At 55.9% G+C, this 20097-nt stretch carries 18 protein-coding genes and 1 tRNA gene; 2 read left to right on the forward strand and 17 right to left on the reverse strand.

The features are described 5' to 3' along the window. Positions 1-30: 30 nt before the first annotated feature. From lhpI to aroA, 8 genes are all read right to left on the reverse strand, one after another. Positions 31-996, reverse strand: a complete 966-nt coding sequence (lhpI, locus tag DSD30_RS00695) for a bifunctional Delta(1)-pyrroline-2-carboxylate/Delta(1)-piperideine-2-carboxylate reductase (RefSeq protein ID WP_114007691.1) — start codon at positions 994-996, stop codon at positions 31-33. A gap of 241 nt (positions 997-1237) precedes the next feature. Beyond that, a complete protein-coding gene (locus DSD30_RS00700; protein WP_198662758.1) occupies positions 1238-1627 on the reverse strand; it encodes a lipopolysaccharide assembly protein LapA domain-containing protein in 390 nt (129 codons plus the stop codon). Positions 1628-1660: 33 nt separating this feature from the next. Continuing rightward, positions 1661-1957, reverse strand: a complete 297-nt coding sequence (locus DSD30_RS00705; RefSeq protein ID WP_114007692.1) for an integration host factor subunit beta — start codon at positions 1955-1957, stop codon at positions 1661-1663. Positions 1958-2042: 85 nt separating this feature from the next. After that, positions 2043-3008: a signal peptide peptidase SppA gene (sppA, locus tag DSD30_RS00710; protein WP_157967499.1), complete on the reverse strand. Its 966-nt coding sequence runs from the start codon at positions 3006-3008 to the stop codon at positions 2043-2045. Between the two features lie 331 nt (positions 3009-3339). Further along, positions 3340-5034, reverse strand: coding sequence for a 30S ribosomal protein S1 (gene rpsA, locus DSD30_RS00715; RefSeq protein WP_114007694.1), 1695 nt, complete (start codon positions 5032-5034; stop codon positions 3340-3342). A gap of 320 nt (positions 5035-5354) precedes the next feature. Next, positions 5355-5987, reverse strand: coding sequence for a (d)CMP kinase (gene cmk, locus DSD30_RS00720; protein WP_114007695.1), 633 nt, complete (start codon positions 5985-5987; stop codon positions 5355-5357). 191 nt (positions 5988-6178) lie between these two features. Continuing rightward, the gene (locus DSD30_RS00725; protein ID WP_198662759.1) at positions 6179-6919 is read right to left on the reverse strand and encodes a helical backbone metal receptor; all 741 of its coding nucleotides are present in this window, start codon (positions 6917-6919) and stop codon (positions 6179-6181) included. A gap of 4 nt (positions 6920-6923) precedes the next feature. Further along, positions 6924-8261 carry a 3-phosphoshikimate 1-carboxyvinyltransferase gene (gene aroA, locus DSD30_RS00730; RefSeq protein ID WP_114007697.1) on the reverse strand — a complete coding sequence of 446 codons (1338 nt, stop codon included), beginning with the start codon at positions 8259-8261 and terminating at the stop codon, positions 6924-6926. Between the two features lie 256 nt (positions 8262-8517). On the opposite strand from aroA, the gene DSD30_RS00735 reads away from it, so the two are divergent. Further along, positions 8518-8901, forward strand: coding sequence for a TIGR02300 family protein (locus DSD30_RS00735; protein WP_114007698.1), 384 nt, complete (start codon positions 8518-8520; stop codon positions 8899-8901). A gap of 290 nt (positions 8902-9191) precedes the next feature. After that, positions 9192-9267 (forward strand) — tRNA-Ala (locus tag DSD30_RS00745). Positions 9268-9776: 509 nt separating this feature from the next. On the opposite strand, the gene DSD30_RS00755 is transcribed toward DSD30_RS00745, so the two are convergent. The 9 genes from DSD30_RS00755 to DSD30_RS00800 all read right to left on the reverse strand — a co-directional run bounded on the left by DSD30_RS00755 (position 9777) and on the right by DSD30_RS00800 (position 20095). Beyond that, positions 9777-10664: an NAD-dependent epimerase/dehydratase family protein gene (locus tag DSD30_RS00755; protein ID WP_114007700.1), complete on the reverse strand. Its 888-nt coding sequence runs from the start codon at positions 10662-10664 to the stop codon at positions 9777-9779. A 445-nt stretch (positions 10665-11109) separates the two neighbouring features. Beyond that, positions 11110-11868 (reverse strand): ABC transporter ATP-binding protein, encoded by a 759-nt coding sequence (locus DSD30_RS00765; protein WP_114007702.1) that lies wholly within the window; start codon positions 11866-11868, stop codon positions 11110-11112. After that, positions 11865-12842 carry a FecCD family ABC transporter permease gene (locus DSD30_RS00770; RefSeq protein WP_114008546.1) on the reverse strand — a complete coding sequence of 326 codons (978 nt, stop codon included), beginning with the start codon at positions 12840-12842 and terminating at the stop codon, positions 11865-11867. The genes DSD30_RS00765 and DSD30_RS00770 overlap by 4 nt, the downstream gene beginning before the upstream one ends. 59 nt (positions 12843-12901) lie before the next feature. Beyond that, entirely contained in the window at positions 12902-13912 is a 1011-nt protein-coding gene (locus DSD30_RS00775; RefSeq protein ID WP_114007703.1) for an ABC transporter substrate-binding protein, read from the reverse strand. 226 nt (positions 13913-14138) lie between these two features. Continuing rightward, positions 14139-15008, reverse strand: coding sequence for a cysteine hydrolase family protein (locus DSD30_RS00780; protein ID WP_114007704.1), 870 nt, complete (start codon positions 15006-15008; stop codon positions 14139-14141). A gap of 196 nt (positions 15009-15204) precedes the next feature. Next, positions 15205-16107 carry a sensor histidine kinase gene (locus DSD30_RS00785; RefSeq protein ID WP_114007705.1) on the reverse strand — a complete coding sequence of 301 codons (903 nt, stop codon included), beginning with the start codon at positions 16105-16107 and terminating at the stop codon, positions 15205-15207. A gap of 151 nt (positions 16108-16258) precedes the next feature. Further along, positions 16259-17266 carry a helix-turn-helix transcriptional regulator gene (locus DSD30_RS00790; protein ID WP_114008547.1) on the reverse strand — a complete coding sequence of 336 codons (1008 nt, stop codon included), beginning with the start codon at positions 17264-17266 and terminating at the stop codon, positions 16259-16261. Positions 17267-17508: 242 nt separating this feature from the next. After that, the gene (locus DSD30_RS00795) at positions 17509-18060 is read right to left on the reverse strand and encodes a hypothetical protein (protein ID WP_157967501.1); all 552 of its coding nucleotides are present in this window, start codon (positions 18058-18060) and stop codon (positions 17509-17511) included. Then, positions 18050-20095: an RND transporter family protein gene (locus tag DSD30_RS00800; protein ID WP_114007707.1), complete on the reverse strand. Its 2046-nt coding sequence runs from the start codon at positions 20093-20095 to the stop codon at positions 18050-18052. Before DSD30_RS00800 ends, DSD30_RS00795 begins: the two co-directional genes overlap by 11 nt. Positions 20096-20097: the final 2 nt, after the last annotated feature.

The raw sequence follows: 20097 nt of genomic DNA on the forward strand, positions 1-20097 counted from the left end.
TGGGGTTTTGGGGTGATGGCCCGGATGCGCCTAGGTCATCTGTTCGTATATATATCGTGCCGCGGCCAGATCCTCAATGGCGGTGCCAACCGACTTGAACAGGGTGATGTCTTCGTCACGAACCCGTCCCTTGCATTTACCCTGTGTGAGGCCAAACAGATCACCGCGAATGTCGTCAGGCTCCAAAATACCGGTTTGCAGAGGCTGGACGATATCGCCGCCCTCCTTGGTCGCCCCGGCAATCGTGTCCAGATAGACCTCGGCACGTGTGATGCATTGATCGTCCGATTCCCGCATATCCGGCCGGAAGGCGCCGACCAGATCGAGATGGGCACCGGGCTTCAGCCATGCACCATCAATCAACGGCTGGGTTGCCATGGTGGCACAGGAAATGATGTCGCCTTCCGCCACGGCCTTGGCCCGGTCATCGGCCACCTCAATCGTCACATCCAGGCCATCGAGCCCAGCGGCAACCCGTTCGGCCTTGCCTTTATTGCGGCCCCAAATGATGATCCGCCTGATATCGCGCACGCTCATATGGGCGCGGATCAGATGCTCGGACAGCGCACCGGTCCCTACCATGGTCAGGGTCTTGGCATCCTTGCGCGCCAGATAGTCGGCAGCAAGCGCTGAGGCGCAGGCGGTGCGCCAGACTGTTAGCGAAGGCCCATCCATAATGGCGCGCACCGTGCCGCTTTGTTGATCGAGCAGAAAATAGGCTCCAAGGATCGATGGCAAACTGACGCGCACCTCATTGTCCGGGAAGACTGTCACCATCTTGATGCCGATATAGCCATTGTAGGAGGTGCCGTTGGCTTGAGCATCACTCCATGCAGGCATTAGCAACAGGGTTGCGTCGGACTGATCCGGCAGGGAAATGGTATGATGATGGCGCACTGGCGTCACATAGCGCGCCTGAAAGGCCTGCCGGAGTGCCTCCACTAGCGCCTTGTAATTCATGGCCCGGTTGATGGTGGCGGCATCCAGAAACTGCATGGAGGACCCTTTCTTGGATTGGATACAATGTTCAGCTGTCTCTTTATATAACGAGCCTGTCTCCCCGGCGCAATCGCCTCGCGCATCAACAAGGGCCCACATGCGGACATAGGGGTCAGCTGAATACAAAAATGCCAGCCTCAAAGGCTGGCATCTTCACTCGCATTTCCAAGCTTGCGCCTTTCTTGCCTGACGTCTTCTATGTGCCGCGGTCTGTGACAGCAGACATCGGCCGGAATGGTCAGGCCGCCGGGCGGGCGATATTATCGTCCGAAGGCGCAGGCAGAGCCGGCGCGTCACTTTGCGGTAGCGTGGTCAGCTTCTCGACCCGCTTCTGCTGGCGATCGGCTTCATTGCGCCATTTGCGTGCTTCATAGCGTTTTTCGCGGGCTGTGCGGCGGTGGCGTCCCTGCTTCATCCAAGCCATGAAGCCACCAATCAGGATGCCCACCAGAAGGGATCCGAACATGACGACATAGAGCGGGACCGAGAAGTCCAAAGCAGGCTGCTCTGGCGAAAAGGGATCGAGCGCCAGATGGACATTGTGACGGTTCGCAACCGCCAGCGATACAAGCACAATGCCGACTGGCACCAGTATGAGCAACTGGAAGAGACGCTTGATAGCTTTCATGATCGTGTGAAATCCAAGTTAGCGGCCAAGGAGTTATTCTCCCGCATCTTCGCCATCATTGAGGCGTTCGCGCATTTCCTTGCCGGTTTTGAAGAAGGGAACAAATTTCTCGGCCACAGGTACTTTCTCACCGGTTCTCGGATTTCGGCCGACTCGCGCCGGACGATTCTTGACAGAAAAGGCCCCGAAGCCACGCAACTCGACCCTGTCGCCGCGCGCAAGCGCATCGGAGATTTCATCAAGTATGGCATTCACGATATGCTCAACATCCCGTTGATAGAGATGTGGGTTCTGTTCTGCGATAGTCTGTACCAGTTCGGACTTTATCATCGTCCGCTCCCCTTCGTTCCTGTGCCCTATATGGCGAGATACGTACGCGCCATGTCCCCGGCTGATGCAAAAGCGTAATATGCTATTATTGTTCGCTTTTTTGAGCCTGCCAAACTGAAACCAGTCCGTCAAGTTTCCCAACCTGTTTTCGTGTGTCAATCAGGTCAAAAAGTGGTGCTGGCACCCATTTTGAGAGGAATTTGCTGGCCAAACCGAACGGAAGGTCGTCCCGCAGTGGGGCAGGCTTCCATTCTATGACCTTCAGATCGGCGCTCAAATCATGCTGTTTGATCAGCCAATCCTTGGCTGTTTCCGGCCCTCCGAGCTCATCGACCAGCTGCAACTCGACCGCCTGACCGCCGGTTACAACCCGACCATCAGCCAGCTTGAGGGTGGTTTCCCTGTCGAAAGGACGGCGGTTGGCGACAAGATCGACAAACCATTGATAGGAATCGTCAATCATCCGCTGGATCATTGCTTCGGCTTCGGGATTGCGCTTTGAGAAGGGATTCGGCTCCGCCTTCAAGGGCGTGCTCTTGATGGCACGCATTTCAACTCCCACCGTGTTCATCAGCTTGGTCACATCGGTATATTGGAAGATCACACCAATCGAGCCGGTGATGGTCGAGCGTCGGGCGAAGATCCGTTCCGCTGGCAGGGAGACCATATAGCCAGCAGAGGTCGCGATGCCGTCCATGCTGGTGACCAGAGGTTTTTTCTTGGCCAGCTTGCTCAGGGCCTCATACATGGCTTCACCGCCAGAGGTGGAACCGCCGGGACTGTTGACCGACAGGATCACTCCCTTGACCGCATCGCTTTGCTCGAGCTTGCGGATCAGGTCGAGCTTGCGCTGTTCCCCGAGAATCACGCCGTCGATTGTCAGCTTGGCGATATGCGGGCTGTTGCGCTTGAGATCGGGACTGTTGGCCACAACCGAGTAGCCGGCAACAGCTACCAACAAAATGAGAGACAGGATGGCAACAATGCGCCAGATGGACAGTTTGCGGCGCATTTGGCGCCGTTCGAGCGCGTGGTCTGTATCGAATATCATCTTTGCTTCCCGCATCGCTCAGCCATGGCTGCGCAAGGCTCCAAGTCTTTGTTGGTTTCAGTCGTTGGCTTGATGGACGGATCCTAACCAAGAGTATCGGCTATGATTTAATACCCGCCTTGGACGGATTTGCAACGATCTTGACCGGTCGAGTTTAAGAAAGGGTTTGGGTGAACGGCAATTGGGCAGATTTTCGCATCAGGCAAAAGTCTCGCTTGATCAGCCGCATCGCCCATATTCCGCTCTGCCGCAAGGCAACAAAAAACCGCAGATGCAAGGCATCTGCGGTTTCTCATTTCAAATGTCATCCCTTGCGGGGCGACAGCAAATCTTAGTCGTCGTCGCGGGCTTTCAGTGCAGCACCGAGAATGTCGCCAAGGGATGCGCCAGCATCGGAAGACCCGAACTGTGCAATGGCTTCTTTCTCTTCTGCAACTTCCAGCGCCTTGATGGAGACGGACAGTTTGCGGTTTTTCTTGTCGAACTGGGTGATGCGTGCGTCGACTTTTTCACCAACCTGGAAGCGGTCGGTGCGCTGGTCGCCACGGTCACGAGCAAGGTCACCACGGCGAATGAAGGCGGTCATGTCGCTGTCAACAACTTTGACTTCGAGACCGTTTTCTTTCACTTCGGTGATTTCACAGGTTACGATTGCACCACGCTTCATGTCGCCGGAAGCTTCCTCGAACGGATCGCTTTCAAGCTGCTTGATGCCAAGGGAAATACGCTCTTTGTCGACATCCACATCGAGGATGACGGCTTTGACCATATCGCCTTTGTTGTATTCTTCGAGAACCTGCTCGCCAGGACGGTTCCAGTCCAGATCGGACAGGTGAACCATGCCGTCGACTTCGCTTTCGAGGCCGATGAAGAGACCGAATTCGGTCTTGTTCTTGACTTCGCCTTCGACAACGGTGCCGGCTGGGTTTTTGTCAGCAAAGACAGCCCATGGATTGTCGAGAGTCTGTTTCAGGCCGAGGGATACGCGGCGTTTCACAGGATCGACTTCCAGGATCATCACTTCCACTTCCTGAGAGGTGGAAACGATTTTGCCCGGATGAACGTTCTTCTTGGTCCAAGACATTTCAGAAACGTGGATCAGGCCTTCGATGCCTGGCTCCAGTTCAAGGAATGCGCCGTAATCGGTGATGTTGGTCACGCGACCGGTGAATTTGGAACCAACAGGGTAACGCTGTTCGATCTCGGTCCATGGATCAACTTCAAGCTGCTTCATGCCGAGGGAAATGCGGTGCGTTTCCTGATTGACGCGAACGATCTGAACCTTGACGGTCTGGCCGATGGTCAACACTTCGCTTGGATGGTTGATGCGGCGCCATGCAATGTCGGTGACGTGCAGCAGGCCGTCGATGCCACCCAGATCCACAAATGCACCATAGTCGGTGATGTTTTTGACAACACCCTCGACGGTCTGGCCTTCTTTGAGGTTCTGAACCAGCTCGGTGCGCAGTTCGGCGCGGGTCTCTTCCAGAATGACACGGCGAGACACAACGATGTTGCCACGACGCTTGTCCATTTTCAGGATCTGGAAAGGCTGTGGGTTGTGCATCAGTGGGGTCACGTCGCGAACCGGGCGGATATCCACCTGGGAGCGCGGCAGGAAGGCAACAGCGCCATCCAGATCGACGGTGAAGCCGCCTTTGACCTGGTTGAAGATGACACCCTGAACTTTTTCTTCTGCTTCGAAGGCTTTTTCCAGCTTGCCCCAGCTCTCTTCACGACGTGCTTTGTCGCGGGAAAGGACAGCTTCGCCCATCGCATTTTCGATACGCTCGAGGTAGACTTCAACCTCGGAGCCAATCTCAAGACCACCGTCTTTTGCCTGTGCACCAAACTCCTTCAGCGCAACACGGCCTTCGACTTTCAAGCCAACATCGATGATTGCCATGTCTTTTTCGATGCCGACAACCGTGCCTTTGATCACGGAACCTTCATGTGGCTCCGTTTCACTGAAGGACTGGTCGAGCAGCGCGGCAAAATCGTCCATGGTCGGATTAAGATCGCTCATAAAATCTCCTAAATAGCCCCCGATGGGGCCCGGCGCGCCAATTGGTTCGTGTTTCACAAAGCTTCCTTCCGACCCTGTCTTTTTACAAAGACAAGCCCACCCTTTTTGAAAAAGGTATGGTCCGGCGCGTAAACGGCCGGTCAGAAGCCGAATTTTTTGATATTCCGTCCCGAATCCAGGGAGGGTGTGGACAGGCCCGTCAAGGTCCCCTTGCTCAACTTGCCCGCATCCCCCGTTGCATCCTGCCGTACATATCAGAAAAAGATCAAACGATCAGTCACTTAGCGACGACAAAAAGGGCACATCTGCGCCCTCGCCTGTCAGAGACTGCGATTTTTCTTTTCCTCAACGATGCGCACGGCATGCTGGAATGCGCTTTCTATATCCAATTTTGATGTATCAAGCAAGTGGGCATCTGCTGCAGGCACCAGCGGCGCAACCGCGCGGTTTTGGTCACGTTCGTCCCGCTGTTTGACGTCGGCGAGCACCTGCTCATAGTCAGCCGCCTCGCCGCGGGAGAGAATCTCATCCGTACGGCGGCGCGCGCGCACCTTGGCACTAGCGGTGACAAACAGCTTCACATCCGCATCCGGGCAGACGACCGTACCGATATCGCGACCATCAAGCACCGCACCGCCAGGGCGGTTGGCAAAGGTGCGCTGGGCTTCCAGCAAGGCTGTGCGCACCTTTGGCATGACGGCGACCTTGGAGGCTGCATTGCCAATTTCATGGGCGGACAGAACCGAGCGATCAAGACTGGCAAGGTTAAGCGCTGCCGCCGCTTCGGCAGCCAGATCCTCGTTATCCAGAGGCAGGCCAGCGCGCAGCAAGGCGTGCGCCACGGCGCGGAAGGTCAGACCCGTATCCAGATGAGGGATCTCAAGCATCGTAGCGAGTTTGCGTGCCATGGTCCCTTTGCCCGATGCAGCCGGGCCGTCAATTGCGATAATCATGCACCAATGTCTTTCCAATGGATGGCCAATGGACGGCCAATGGACGGCCAATGGTCGGCATGCGGGCCTCAGAGTGGGCCTCTGCATAGTCAGGCATTCATGTATCCGAGTCGCCGTGCGAGGGACAGGCCTTGGAAGCGAGAAACTTGGCATGGGGTAACCTTATCCGTGCAACGGTGAGGATACCGCGATCAGGTCAATTGGTTCGCTTCGAGAAATTCCAGTGCCCGAATGCCATACCAGCAGAAGGCCTCGCCATCGACAAAGGCATGCGGGAATGGCAGGTCCGCCAAGATGGCCTTCTTTTCCAAAAAGGGATAGGGCTCTGAAGCAAACAGTAGAAGGGTCGTGGCCGGATCGTAGCTGTCCAGATTGATCGTTGGATAGGCCTCTTCGAAGGTGGGAATCTCCAGACCAACTGCCGACAATATGCTGCCGATGAATGTGTCCCGGCTGACCGCTTTCCAGGGACCTTGCCAGATGACATAGAGGATGGTGTCAATCGGGCCGGTTGGCTTTCGGCCCCATTCGATCAGGCCGGGCAGTCTCTGGACTGACGCCCATGCAGCGGTCGGTGCGGACGCAATGCGCGCCCATCTGTCGGCGAGTTCATCAAGGTGTGGTGATTTTAGCAGGCCTGCCAGCCGCCTTGTCTCCTTGGTGACATCGGCAATGCTCTTCACATGGGTTGCATGCCACGCAAAGTCCGTTTGCTCGGTCATGAAGCGAGCATTTTCTTCCCTGTCCAGCAGAATCAAATCCGGCTGCAGGGCCTTGATTGCAGGCCAATCCCAATCCTTGGTGCCGCCAACAATCGGGATGGATGCTAGTTGGTCAGTCGGATGGATGCAATATCTTGTGCGCCCGACGACGTCGACGCCGCAGCGCACAAGCGTTTCAGTCCAGCTGGGGACAAGGGAGATTACCCGCAAGGCCTCACCCGAATTTTGCCCCAAGGCCAGCCATCAGATCGGCAAAGCCCGGGAACGATGTGTTGATGATGGCCGCATCGTCAACGGTGACCGGCTTGTGGCCAGCCAGCCCAAGCACCAGGAAGCTCATGGCAATCCGGTGGTCTAGATGGGTGACCACCGTGCCTCCGCCAATCGCATTGGCACCGCCAGTGACCACCAACGTATCCTTGCCTTCCACATGGGGCACGCCATTGGCTTTGAGGCCAGCGGCAACGGCGGCCAAACGGTCGCTTTCCTTGACGCGCAATTCTTCCAGCCCTTCCATCCGGGTTTCGCCCTTGGCAAAGGCAGCCGCAACGGACAGGACCGGATATTCATCGATCATCGACGGGGCGCGGTCCGCAGGCACGGTCACACCAGTCAGACTGGAGGACCGCACACGAATGTTGCCGATCCGCTCGCCGCCACTTTCACGCTCATCCTCAATGGTGATGTCACCGCCCATTTCGATCAGGGTGGTGATCAGGCCGGTGCGGGTATCATTGAGCAGGATGTCTTCGATCAGCAGATCGGAGCCCGGAGTGATCAGGGCTGCCACAATCGGGAACGCGGCGGAAGATGGATCGCCCGGAACGGTAACAGTCTGGCCTGTCAGCTCCTGCAGGCCTTCGATGGTGAGGACGGTTTCGCCCGCTTCATTGATTTCTTCCCCCAACTCGGCACCAAAGCCGCGCAGCATCTTTTCGGTATGGTCGCGGGTTTTGATCGGCTCGATGACAGTGGTGGTGCCAGCCATGTTCAGCCCGGCCAACAGGACGCAGCTCTTGACCTGAGCCGAAGCCATCGGCACCCGATAGGTGATCGGGCTTGCTGGATCGGCCCCCTTGATTGTCAGGGGCAACCGGTCGCCAGAGCGCGAGAGGACCTGTACGCCCATCTCCCGCAACGGATTGAGCACCCGGCCCATCGGGCGACTAGACAGGGAGGCATCGCCCATGAAAGTGGTGGAAAAGGCATGCGCCCCTGCAATCCCCATGACAAGGCGCGCACCGGTGCCCGAATTGCCAAAATCAAGCACCTGGTTCGGTTCGATCAGCGAACCGGTGCCAAGGCCTTCCACATGCCAGACCCCGTCATCATCTTTTTCCACTTTTGCACCGAAAGCGGCCATCGCCTTGGCGGTGTTGATCACATCTTCCGATTCCAACAATCCGTGGATGGTGGTCTTGCCGCGCGCCAGAGCGCCGAAGATCAGAGATCGATGCGAGATGGATTTATCTCCCGGAACGCGCAAGCGGCCTTTCAGTCCGCTGGAGGTCTCTGCCGAAAGCGGAGACATGTTGGTGGCGTCGTGAGCCATACTATCCCTCATTCCTATTTTTTTATGTGGCCGCGCCTGATTGCTCTTGTCTCGTCTCTCACATCAGGGGCCGTAATTATGATCAAACAGGCACCGACTTACACCAAATGACGCACTACGTCACGCCACTACACATATAAAAACGCAAATTGGCCCCGGTTTCGCCTTTTAGCTTTTGACAGGCAGCGCAAGGTTAGATAAGGGAGATGGTCAAACTCACACAAGATTCAACAATTCAAGTCGAAGAGGCAAAGCTGTGGCACGACCAGAATTGGGTACAAAGCGCGTCTGTCTGGAATGCGGCGCCAAATATTATGACCTGAACCGCGATCCCATCACCTGCCCCAAATGTGGCACCATCTTTGAAATGGACACTCCGAAACCCGCCGAAGTGGCAGAGGTGGAAGAGCAAGAAGATGAAGTCGTCGCCGAAAGCGATGATGCTGCAGAAGAAGCTGGGGCAGAAGTCATTTCTCTGGAAGACGCCGACGCAGAACAGGCATCAGACATTGATGTTCCTGATCTCGACGACGATGACAGCAATGATGACGATGACGTTTTCCTTGACGATGAGGAAGATGAAGAAGCGCTTGGCGCCATCGGTCTCGACGTTGCGGTTTCTTCCGACGACGAAGACTAAGCTGAACAGGTGCGCTTCGGCGCAAATGACCAGATCCGGACCACCCAACCGGACCCCCAAAAAGCGCGACGCTTGCCGTCGCGCTTTTTTTCGTATGAGCCTTGTTCAAGCATTCACGCCATCTTCCGGAAGGGTGCGACCAGCATCTCACTCCACAAGCTGTGGCTTGTGACGCCCTTGATTTTTCACAAGCTTTGGAAAAATCACAAACTGATGAAATTGGCTATTGATTTCACTGAAACCGTTCAATATGTTCCGCTCACCACCGACGGACACCCGTCACAAAATGTGGGGCTATAGCTCAGTTGGGAGAGCGCGTGAATGGCATTCACGAGGTCAGCGGTTCGATCCCGCTTAGCTCCACCATTTCTTCCCATGCCATCGATATCTCTAATTACCGTTTGATTTCAGGCGTTTAGTTTGCTGTATTGGTACACAACACTGGTACACAAAGACAGAGAACACCCCTTTGTCACGCGCCGCTCGCTTGGCTCGTTCAGAACGCAATCTTGGCTTTGAAATCGGCGGAATAGCGCTTTCTCTTCGTCATGTCGGATCGTCTTTCTTCTCAGGCAATCCACCTTAACATATGGTCCAAATTCCAGGACCACCTCTCTAGGTCGATCTTGGTGAGCATCTCAGCCATCTTCCCGGCCCACCGGTAAGCACGACGTTTTCAGCATTTTCTGTGAACTCGCCGCGATGGAGTTGTCGGACGATGAGTTGATGAAATGTTGCGTCTCAATCGAATGTCCCGAATGTGGAAACTGGCTACAGGGAAGAAGCCCCGTGCGAGGGTCCGCTGAGGGCCGCGATTGCTAATGCAGTCGCAAGCTATGTCCCCGGGCCAGAGGACGAGGCTCCTTCCCTGCAGCCTAGCTTCCCAGATACATGCGCCAATTATATTCGGGCCGGAAGCCAAGCATCCTCTTGGCTTTGTCATTGGAATAGAAGGTCTCCGTGGGACCCATATCTCGACAAGGCACACCCTGATAATATGTCTCGATCAGTTCAGATGTGCTTGCTGCAACCGAATGATCGTCATTTGATACGTTGAAGATCTCGAAGCCGAGTCCATCGGTTTTAAGGCAACGATCAACCATCTGCCCCAAATCCCGCGCATCGATATAGGCAAAGATATTGCGTCGCCGCAGCGAAGCGTCGGCCAGATAGGCCGGGAAATCCTGTTCATATTCGTGGGGTTCGATCACATTGTTGATGCGCAACCCATAGATATCGAACCCACTGCGCCGCTGAAACGAGCGGGCCGTTACTTCATTGGCAACCTTCGACATGGCGTAGCTGTCTTCGGGAATGACAGGATGTTCTTCATCGATCGGCAAATAGTCCGGTTTGCGCTCGCCGTCTGCAAAACAGACGCCATAGGTCGTCTCGGACGATGCGAAGATGATCTTGCGCACACCGAATTTCACCGCCGCATCGATGACGTTGTAGGTGCCGATCGTATTGACCCGATAGCATTCATTGTCCGAGGTCAGCAGCAAGCGCGGCACCGCCGCGAAATGCACAACAGCATCGAACTTTGGCACCCCTTCGCCCGGCTCCAGTTCGTCAAATCCGGCATAGCTTGCCATGACATCGAACATTTGACCTGCATCGGTCACGTCGGCCAAACGGTTCTCGACACCGGGTAGATCCAGTGGAACCCGATCAACATTGAGCACACGATGGCCTTTTTCAACCAGATAAGACACAGCATGGCGTCCCGCCTTGCCCGATCCGCCGGTAAACAAAATCCGCATGAGAGTCCCCCTCCAATTTTACAGGCATCACCATACGCCCAAATCCCTGACCACTCAAATGGATGCAACCAGAGAATGAGCAGATTGGTGGGGAAAGGCACGAGCATGCTGCCCTTCGATCCCCCCCTTCAATCCAAACAACTCAGCAGATCGATAGAGGCATAGCGAATGTCTCGAACGGTCGTTCTGGCTGCCCAGCGGTCACAGGGCCACAGGAAATGCTGCACTCCGTTCGAATGGCAGAACATCAGAAGCTGAGGTGTGTCCATCACGCAGGATTTGCCCTTTGTACCTTTCCGTGAAGGCGTAAAGGTCCATTATCTCTGGAGCGTAGAAATGCAAATTGGTCACGGACGGTGTCAAGTCTTGCTCGCTGGCAGCGCTTGAACGCATGGCAATTTCTAAGGGCAACCTATTGCACCATTTGGACACCGGCAAAAGCTTGTTAATCGGGCCTGAAGCGGATGTGCAGCGCGCCGTTGTCATGTGTCACTTCGGCATTGGTTCTGAAAACATCCTGTATCAAGTCTTCCGTCAATACCGCGTGTGGCGTGCCGCATGTGTGCATGGCTCCGGCTTCAAGGATCATGATCCGGTCGCAGAACATGGCTGCGAGATTGAGATCATGCAGGGCAATCACACTGGTCAGATCGAGGTCGCGCACCAGTCGCAAGATTTCGATCTGGTGGTGGATATCGAGGTGATTGGTCGGCTCGTCAAGGAACATCACTGTCGGGTCTTGAGCCAAGGCTCTGGCAATATGGACACGCTGGCGCTCGCCGCCCGAGAGGGTTTGCCAGGCTTGCCCGCTGTGGCTTGACATATCCACGCGCTCAAGGGCTGTCACCACAGCAACCTCATCAGCATCCGTCCAACCGGACAAAGCGGAGCGATGCGGCGTCCGGCCCAATCGCACCACATCGCGCACCGTCACATTGGTATCTGTTGCTGCATTCTGATGCACAAAGGCGATTTCACGCGCCAAGGCACGCCTTGGCACTTTGGCAATATCCCTGTCGTTGATTGCCACCTGACCGGACTGCGGCGATTTGAGACCTGCCAGCAACCGCAGCAGTGAAGACTTGCCGGACCCGTTTGGGCCGATGAGGCCGAGGGTTTCCCCTTCGCTCACATCAAGGGAAATGTCCCGCACGATCTCTCTGCGCTTGACGCCCCAGACGAGATTTTGGGCTTTCACGCTCATGATTGTGGCCTCGCACGATAGAGAATGATGGCAAAGAATGGCACACCAACCAGCGCAGTCACGACCCCGATGGGAACCGTTTGCTGACCTGCGACCACGCGCGATGCGATGTCGGCAACCACCATGAAGATGGCCCCCACAATGGCTGAGGCCGGCAACAGGCGCAGATGCATCGGCCCCACCACATAGCGTGCTGCATGGGGTACCACCAATCCGACAAATCCGATTGCCCCGACCATGCTGACGATGGTTGCTGTCATCAAGGCGGTCACCGCAAACAGGATCAGACGGATCCGCGCCACCGGCACGCCAAGAGCGGCGGCATCCTCATCACCAAATGTGAAGGCGTCAAGCGCCCGTCCCATCCAGATGCAGATTGCAAGGCTGGTCGCGATAACAATCAGCAAAAGCTGGAAATCGGGCCAGCGAACACCGCCAAAGCTGCCCAGAAGCCAGAACATCACATCCCGGGCCTGCTGGGCATTGCCCGACGTTGTGACAATATAGGAGGTCAGCGCATTGAACAGTTGGGAGGCTGCGACACCGGCAAGAATGGTATGGTTCGGTCCGCTGGTGGCGCCGTTCGAAAGCAAAGCCACCAAGCCGAATGCGGCAAAGGCCCCAGCAAAGGCGCCGAACGGCAAGGACATGCTCCCCGCACCGATCCCCAGCACGATCACGCAAACCGCACCAGTGGATGCGCCTGCGGAAATGCCAAGCACAAATGGCTCAGCAAGGGGATTGCGCAGCAAGGCCTGCAAAATGGCCCCACAAATGGCCAAACCGGCCCCGGCGAGGGCCGCCACAAGCGCACGGCTCAGGCGCAAGCTCCAGACCACGCTTTGCTCGATCGCAGGAATATCGGCGTGTGTGAAGCCAAGCTCATTGGTGATGGCCAGAAACACTGTCCGGAGGCTGATATCATAAGCGCCAATCGCCGTCGCAAAGGCGACGGCGAGAGCGAGTGCAGCCATTGACAGGCCCAGAAGCACAAACAAACGAAGGGCTCCGGGTTCCGGCTTTTTAAGTCGTGTCACGGCAAATCAAGCGTCTTGAGTTGTTCGGCAACCTGCTCCGCCCCATAAAGTGTGCGGATGCTTGGATTCATCGCCGCACCGCTCATCACCACGATACGCCCTGATTTAACGGCCTCCATTTGGCTGACGGTCGGGTCGGACTTGAGGAAGTTGATCTTATTCTCTGCCGTATCCAGATCCCAGCGATTGCGGTCGACTTGAGCGGCGACAAACACCGTTGGTTTGGCAGCGATAATGCCTTCCCAGCCAAGGGCGGGCCAATCGGCTTTGGTCTGTACCGCGTTTGATCCGCCAAGAATGCTTGCAATATAACCAGACGGCCCGTTTCCGCCACCCAGATAGGCATCGTCTGCGGGCGATGGGCTGGAGAACCAAAACAAAAAGGTCAGATCCTTCTGGTCGGCAAATTCGGCGCGCAACTTGGCTTCGCGTGCCTTGAAATCTTCGATCAATGCCTGACCGCGATCGGCCACATCGAAGATCCGGGACAGATCGTCAATCTCCTCGTAAAGCAGATCCATGCTCCACAATGCGTCGCGGGAGCCATAGGCATCACCAGCATCGAGTTTGGTGGAACAGGCGCTTGGGGAGAGATAGGATGGAACGCCGAGCGCAGTCAAATCGTCTCTTTTGGCCACCTTGCTGTCAGGGCCAAGCAGGGTTGTCAGCATCGCTGCCACGAAATCCGGCTGCTTTGAAAGCACGGCTTCCAATGTCGGGAATTCAACAGAGAGCAGATCGACCTTGCTGTTGGCTTCAGAGAGGTCAGGCAACACCTTGTTCGGCCAGAAGGCGGTTGCAGCCATGCGGTCTTCAAGGCCGAGCAGCAACATGATTTCAGCGCTGTTCTGCCCCAGAGCAACAGCCCTCTGAGGTGCCTTCTGGAACGTTACAGACTGACCGCAATTCTCGATCGTCAGAGGGTAGGTTGTTGGTTCCGCATGCACGGCAGAAGAGGCGATGGCGACTGCAGCGCTGGCAACAAGAGTGATGGACCTGAGGGACATAATACTTCCTAATTATGAATACCAAATTCAGGTTATCGACTACAAGCATTCCATTTTTAAATCAAGAGTATCATACTCAAGTTTACACGGTTTTGGATAGGGTTTGCAGGATTGATCTGTTCCTCCAGCATTCACTCGGCCGGGAGATACCGGTTTTCAAACCAGATGCAGCCAAGTGTCGAAGCGACCAACGGGGTTTTCTGGCCACTTCGACAGCAAGTCACAATCAGGCCGATTTGGCGATGCGTTTGACGGCGTCATCGGTCCACCAGACGCCATTGGCGACCATGCGGAAATTGATGATCGCCGCGAGATAGCCGTCACCTTCGGGCACCTTGGCCCCGGCGGTGGCATCGCGCACCACGGCGACTTCATAGCCAAGCTCGAGCAGATCATAGAGATGGGCCTGGGTGCAGAGATTGGCCGACATGCCAGCCAGAATGACCTTGTCGATGCCGCGCTTGCGCAGCTGTAGATTCAAGTCATTCTGCGCCGGGCTATAGACCTTGTGCGGCGAGCAGACGATGGTCTCGCCATCTTCGATATATTTCTTGTATTGCGGCATCCAGTCGGCACCGGACCCTTCGAAATTCTCGACATTCAGCGGCCCGAGACGATCGAACATGCCGATCGAATGCATGGTCTTTTCCAGCGTCCCCTCAAACTGCCATTTATGGTCATGGGGGTAATAATAGTGCGGTGAGATGAAGACCGGCATGCCAGCAGCTTTGGCCGCTTTGAACAAGCGCTCGATATTGTCGACGGTGCCCTGCTCGGTCACGCTTTCGCCAACCACACCCCAGGTCACGCCTTTTTCTGACAAAAAGTCGATCTGCGGATCGGTGACAACCAGAGCCGTGCGGCCCGGCTCGATGTCCATATCCACTTGCGGCAAGCCCGGCTTTTCTGGGTCAGCATAAAGCGCCATGGCTTCTTTGGTGGCGGCCATGGCAGTGCCAGCAGATGAGGCCATGCCAACGGCACCGACAGCGGCGGCCCCTGCGGCACGCGCCAAAAGGCGACGGCGAGCCAGATCAACGGATTCTTGCGTGACATCGCATCCGCATTCGTGGTGATGATCGTGTTTGATGGTCATGATTTGCTCCTTGAAACTGTTGAAGAAAAGGTTGTCTTTCTTTGGCTTGGTCTTGAAGGCAGAGAGGAGAAAAGCCGTTGGTCAGGACACAGCTTTCCCGATCGCGGGCATCAACGCCCACGGCTTGTTGTTCGCAGTCCACTTTCCAGTTGGGTTGGCACCCGGCAGTTCTCAGCTGGAGGCCGAAGGTCAGGGGTCAGCCAGCCATTGGAGGCTGGATGAGCTTTTGTTTTGGCCCGACCTGATAGCGCTTGAGGCCACAGGCATTCGGGCGCGAAGGCTCTTGCCGTCTGTCCTGCGCGTCAGGGCGTTGGGCGGGGATCCAGAGGGTCATTGAAGCCCCCTGCCCGCCGGGTCTGTTGTGGGCTGCCACGCGCCCCCCATGGCGTTCGGCGATCAGGCGGGTGATCCATAAGCCAAGGCCACTGCTCTCTTCCCCGTTCCTTGCCCGCGCCGACAGCCGGGTGAAGGGGCGAAAGGCCCTGTGCAAGTCGCCCTCCTGAAAGCCCGGTCCTTCATCGTCGACCCGCAGGTAAGCCGTGCCATCGGTCTCAAGCCCCACTTCACACCGGATATTGCTGTTGGGGTGGCTATGGCGGACCGCATTGCCGACCAGATTGTCGACCGCTTCGAACAGCAGCTCCTGATCGCCGGAAACAGTCACCTGATCAAGGGCACAGCTTTCAAAGGTGATCCCACGCAGTCGTGCCCGGGGTTGATTGACCGCCATGGCCAGTTCCAGCACGTCGATCAGGTTGACCCTGTCCTGACGGCAGGAGAGCGGGTCCCGCCCTTCGCGGGCCCGTTCCAGCACCGCACTGAGCATTTTGCTCAGCTGGGAGATGATCACATCCGCCTTGGCGGCATTGCGAGCGGTGCGGCTGCCGGCTTCTGCGCTGTCCTCGATGGATTCGATGAGCAGCGACAGATTGGCCAAAGGTCCCTTCAGATCGTGGGTGACAATCGACAGGGCATTGGCATACGCGGACGGATCAGACGTCTCGTTCAGCGCGTCTGTCTTGGGAGGATTGATGCCGCGAAGCAAGGCAGCCATATTGGCCGTGCCTCCGCCACTGTCTCGATAGTTGTTGGTATGCATGGATAGACCCCTCTTGGCAACTTCAAGAGCCTGACGCCAGCGGCGTTTGCTCTCATTTGCGATAGGGAGACGTTAACCCAAATGGTGGGGGCAAGACTTGGCAGCATCCGCCAACATCATTGCAGTTTCTGCCAATGGTATATATGCGTATTCAGGAAGGTGTCGCTTGCCGGTAGCGCGCGGGCGCCTGCCCTTCCCATCGCTTGAAGGCGCGACTGAAGGTGCTCTGTTCCGAGAAGCCGGTCAGGAAGGCGATTTCGGCAATGGACGCTTTGCTCTCGCGCAGCAACTCTCTGGCTAGCGCAGATTGTGCCTGTTCAACCACATCGCGATAAGTCATCCCTTCCTCGGACAAGCGGCGGTAGAGGGTTCGCTCACTCATGCCCATATCGCGAGCCATCGCCGCTGCATGCGGCACGCCACTGCTCAAGTTCGCAGTCAAGCGGTGGAGCAGTTCATTACGCGTGGCGGAGGTGTCGGCAAGAGATTCGATTTCTGTTTCGAGATGGCCGACCATGAAGTCGAAGACCGCCTTGTCCCCCACACGATTGGGCAAATCCAACATAGTGGGATGCATCGCGATGCTATTTTGCTCTGCCTCGAAAATGACAGGACATTTGAAATAGTCTGCATATCGTTGCGGATCGGAGCGGCACGCATGGCGGAACGAAACAAAATCCAGTGTCAGCGATGGGCCAACAAACTGGTACATATTGCGAGCAAAAGCTGCTAGCGCACATTCATTGCGCAGATCAAGCGCCGTGTGATGCTCGGTTTGCTCTTCAAACAACAACGCCGCACGATCTGTCTCTTCCTTTAATCGGTAGATGGCTGTGTCTGTGGCCAAACGATAATAGCGCTCAAGACGCGCCAGAGAGGTGCGTAGGGTCGGCGCAGTTTTGATCGCCAGCCCCAAAACACCCAGATCTTCGGCTTGGAGCAAATTGGCATAGGTGGCAACAAGTGCCACTTCATCTCTCTGATGGGTGCGTATCCATTCAATCAGATCGAAATATTCCGTGCCGATGAGACGCCCGTCCGCCGGTTGAGCAACCCGGTGAACAATTTCACCATCGCTCCAAAGGCAGCCATCTTCCGATAACGACATGCCAGCAGCTTTGGCCATTGTGCGGGCAAATACAAATGTAACGTTGGGCATGCGGCAAATGACATCAGAAAGAAACAAATTGAATGGAGTTCAAACGTCAATAGAATTGGGCAAAAATAACAGCCCCGTTCAAACCGACGATGCAAATAGCGCGAGACTGGGACACTGCCCAAAGATCACAAATATTTGAATATCTCAAATCTAGCAGTTAACTGCATTGGTCGCAACTTTGTTTGGTGCTGATGGAAGCTGGCTGAATTGGTCTGCAGAGGCAATAGTCAGACGGGATCGTGTTACGGTCTATAGGGCTCCAGAATGATGGGTTCGGCAATGATCTCCGGCGACTTGAGGGTCATTATCAGATTGTCCTGCTCGGCGAGCAATGTCATCTGGCCATTCCGGCTGTCTTGGAGGGTCAGGATGGCACCGGACCAGCTCACAACAGGCTCCTCCTTGAGCGGCGGGGCAGACCATGTGATGAAGCTTTGCAGAATATCCTGACGATCATGCACCATTTTCAAGGTGATGGACCTTTTGTGCCCTAGACGAGCGCAAAGGATCTTCAACTCCAGCAGGGTGGCTTTGGGATTGGTGCCGGTGATCTGGCAATGAAGTGTGCGGGTGATGCCATCTTCTGTCTGGGTGACAGATCCAGACCCGCGCCATTGCCCCGTGTAAAGGTCAACCACTTCGGCAGCATTCAGCAGCTCCCCTTCGGTCGCGCCGATGGGCGTCGTGGGGAGAAGATTGACCGCTTGCGTGGCATGGGATGGCCTCAGGACAGCCAAGGTGACGCATATGATCATTGCAAGCCGGGCAAATGGCATCAGGTTTTTATTGGTCATGATCGCGTTCATTCCTTGGAAAGACAGGTCCTCGACAGGCTGGTTTGAGTAAGGTTGGTTTGAGTAAGGCTGGCAAGATCAGCAAATCTGCGATCCATGCTGCAATCAAGGCAAGGGCAATTGCGGCCCCCATCAAAAACAGGCCGGGCAAGGCACTGGAGAGCAGCAGGCCAAAGCTGATGATCAGCACGAGGCTGGTCAACGTGATCGGCTCATGGGTTGCAAGGATGCCTTGGCGAATGGAAAATTGCTTGTCCGCCCTTTGCTTGCTGTTCCAGATCAAATGCGCCGTATCATCCACAATAATGCCTGACGCAATGATCATTGCAACTGCCATTGCGACATTGATGGAACCGACAGTCAGGGCAAACAGAGCATGGACCAGCAGCAACGGCAGGGCGTTGGCGACCAGAGCGGCCAATCCCATGCGAGCAGAGCGATAGAGCACCGCAAAGAAGGCCGACTGCAACAAAACTGAGATGGCCAGAACAATTTGCAATCGCTTGATGGAGCGGGTGACTGAATCAGCGACCAGAACAGGATAGCCGGTGATATCGGCCTGATAGTTTGGACCAATTCGACTTTTCACATCCTGCATCAAGGCATTCATTTGCCGGGCATCGGAGGCAATCGGCATGTGGATTGGCGCAATCAGACGATTGTGCTCCGTGACATTTCTGAGCAAAGGATCGATCTGGGCTTTGGAAAGTCTTTGATGATAGAGCCGGTCCAGAACAACTCTGGCATTCTCTACAGTGATATTGGGTATGGTTGCGAAGACCGGTGCCAGAGCGAGATCGGCCTTGGCTGCGACATGCAGCCCCTGTTTGACGGATCCGTCGGGCAGATTTTCGTCAAACTGAAAGTTGACCGGGGTCAGCACAGTTACGACAAAGGCGAGGGATATAAAGCTGAAGGATGCGAATTGTATGACCCGTTTGCTGCGCATGGTGGCTCTGATGAGCCTCAGGAGGTGCGCCAGTGATTTTCGTTTGAAATCCGACTTGGCTATGGCGGCCGGAGTTGCAGCAATGCAGATGTCGCTGACAAGCAGGATTGCGCCATACAAGCAGACCATGCCCAATGCACCGCAGAGGGCCAGACGATTCAAAATCTCGCTACCCTCGAAGGCCAGTGACCCAAAGGCTGCTGCTGTGGTCAGAGTGGTGAAGGTGATGGCAGGCAGCACATCAACCATTGCCGCTCTGGCATCGCGCCGTGTGGCCATCCTGTGGTGCATGGCGCGCTTGATATGCAACATATCGCAAAGCCCGAGGGTCAGCGCGATGCTGGGAATTAGGCTGTTGAAGCTGTCGAGGGGGATGCCGAAAAAGGAGAGTGCGCCAACATACCAGATCACCCCGATGGCGGGGGGCACGAGGAGCAGGAAACCGGTCTTTGCGCTGCGAAACCAGAAGGACAGGATGGCAAAAACAACCAGCCCGGTTATGGCGGGCAAATACTTGTTCTCAAAGGTCAGCTGGCTGGTGATGGCCTGCTCGATCGAAATCATCCCGATGCCTTTGACACAGTGCTGGTTGGGATTTTCACAGGATAGATGGGGCTTCAAGGATGCTTCCAGCCCTTCCTTGGGGCCCTGAAGAATGATGACACTGGTTCTGAGATCGGGACCAAGAAGAGACTGAGCCAGCATATTGTTCTGCCGAAAGGCACTCAGAACCGTCTGTGCGTCGCCCTTGCCCCCCAAAGCCTGCTCGAGATCCTGATCTGGCGACGAGGCTGGCACGGAAAAGATCGAGACGACCTGTTCGATGTTGGGATCGAACTGAAGGTCGAGAACCAGATTGCTCAGAAAGGTCAGATAGTCCGCGGCTGAGGCGTCTTTCGCAGTGACCAGCAGAGCGGCTGACGGATTCTGCCAACCGCTCAGCTCGTGCTTTTCCACAGCCTTTGGGCGCTGGATGATGGCGCTCATGTCGGCTTCTATTCTGACATCAAACGCATGGATCGAACAGGTCAGGGTCAAACCAATCAGCACAAGAAGTCGAGCCAGAAAAGCCGCTTGCCTCGCCATCC

The organism is Cohaesibacter intestini (assembly GCF_003324485.1).
In the GTDB taxonomy this organism is placed as follows: Bacteria; Pseudomonadota; Alphaproteobacteria; order Rhizobiales; family Cohaesibacteraceae; genus Cohaesibacter; species Cohaesibacter intestini.

Coding starts and splice junctions, on each gene's coding strand:
- lhpI (WP_114007691.1), bottom strand. CDS start 996: ATGCAGTTTCTGGATGCCGCCACCATCAACCGGGCCATGAATTACAAG.
- DSD30_RS00700 (WP_198662758.1), bottom strand. CDS start 1,627: ATGAAAGCTATCAAGCGTCTCTTCCAGTTGCTCATACTGGTGCCAGTC.
- DSD30_RS00705 (WP_114007692.1), bottom strand. CDS start 1,957: ATGATAAAGTCCGAACTGGTACAGACTATCGCAGAACAGAACCCACAT.
- sppA (WP_157967499.1), bottom strand. CDS start 3,008: ATGATATTCGATACAGACCACGCGCTCGAACGGCGCCAAATGCGCCGC.
- rpsA (WP_114007694.1), bottom strand. CDS start 5,034: ATGAGCGATCTTAATCCGACCATGGACGATTTTGCCGCGCTGCTCGAC.
- cmk (WP_114007695.1), bottom strand. CDS start 5,987: ATGATTATCGCAATTGACGGCCCGGCTGCATCGGGCAAAGGGACCATG.
- aroA (WP_114007697.1), bottom strand. CDS start 8,261: ATGGCTCACGACGCCACCAACATGTCTCCGCTTTCGGCAGAGACCTCC.
- DSD30_RS00755 (WP_114007700.1), bottom strand. CDS start 10,664: ATGCGGATTTTGTTTACCGGCGGATCGGGCAAGGCGGGACGCCATGCT.
- DSD30_RS00765 (WP_114007702.1), bottom strand. CDS start 11,868: ATGAGCGTGAAAGCCCAAAATCTCGTCTGGGGCGTCAAGCGCAGAGAG.
- DSD30_RS00770 (WP_114008546.1), bottom strand. CDS start 12,842: ATGGCTGCACTCGCTCTCGCCGTCGCCTTTGCGACGGCGATTGGCGCT.
- DSD30_RS00775 (WP_114007703.1), bottom strand. CDS start 13,912: ATGTCCCTCAGGTCCATCACTCTTGTTGCCAGCGCTGCAGTCGCCATC.
- DSD30_RS00780 (WP_114007704.1), bottom strand. CDS start 15,008: ATGACCATCAAACACGATCATCACCACGAATGCGGATGCGATGTCACG.
- DSD30_RS00785 (WP_114007705.1), bottom strand. CDS start 16,107: ATGCATACCAACAACTATCGAGACAGTGGCGGAGGCACGGCCAATATG.
- DSD30_RS00790 (WP_114008547.1), bottom strand. CDS start 17,266: ATGCCCAACGTTACATTTGTATTTGCCCGCACAATGGCCAAAGCTGCT.
- DSD30_RS00795 (WP_157967501.1), bottom strand. CDS start 18,060: ATGACCAATAAAAACCTGATGCCATTTGCCCGGCTTGCAATGATCATA.
- DSD30_RS00800 (WP_114007707.1), bottom strand. CDS start 20,095: ATGGCGAGGCAAGCGGCTTTTCTGGCTCGACTTCTTGTGCTGATTGGT.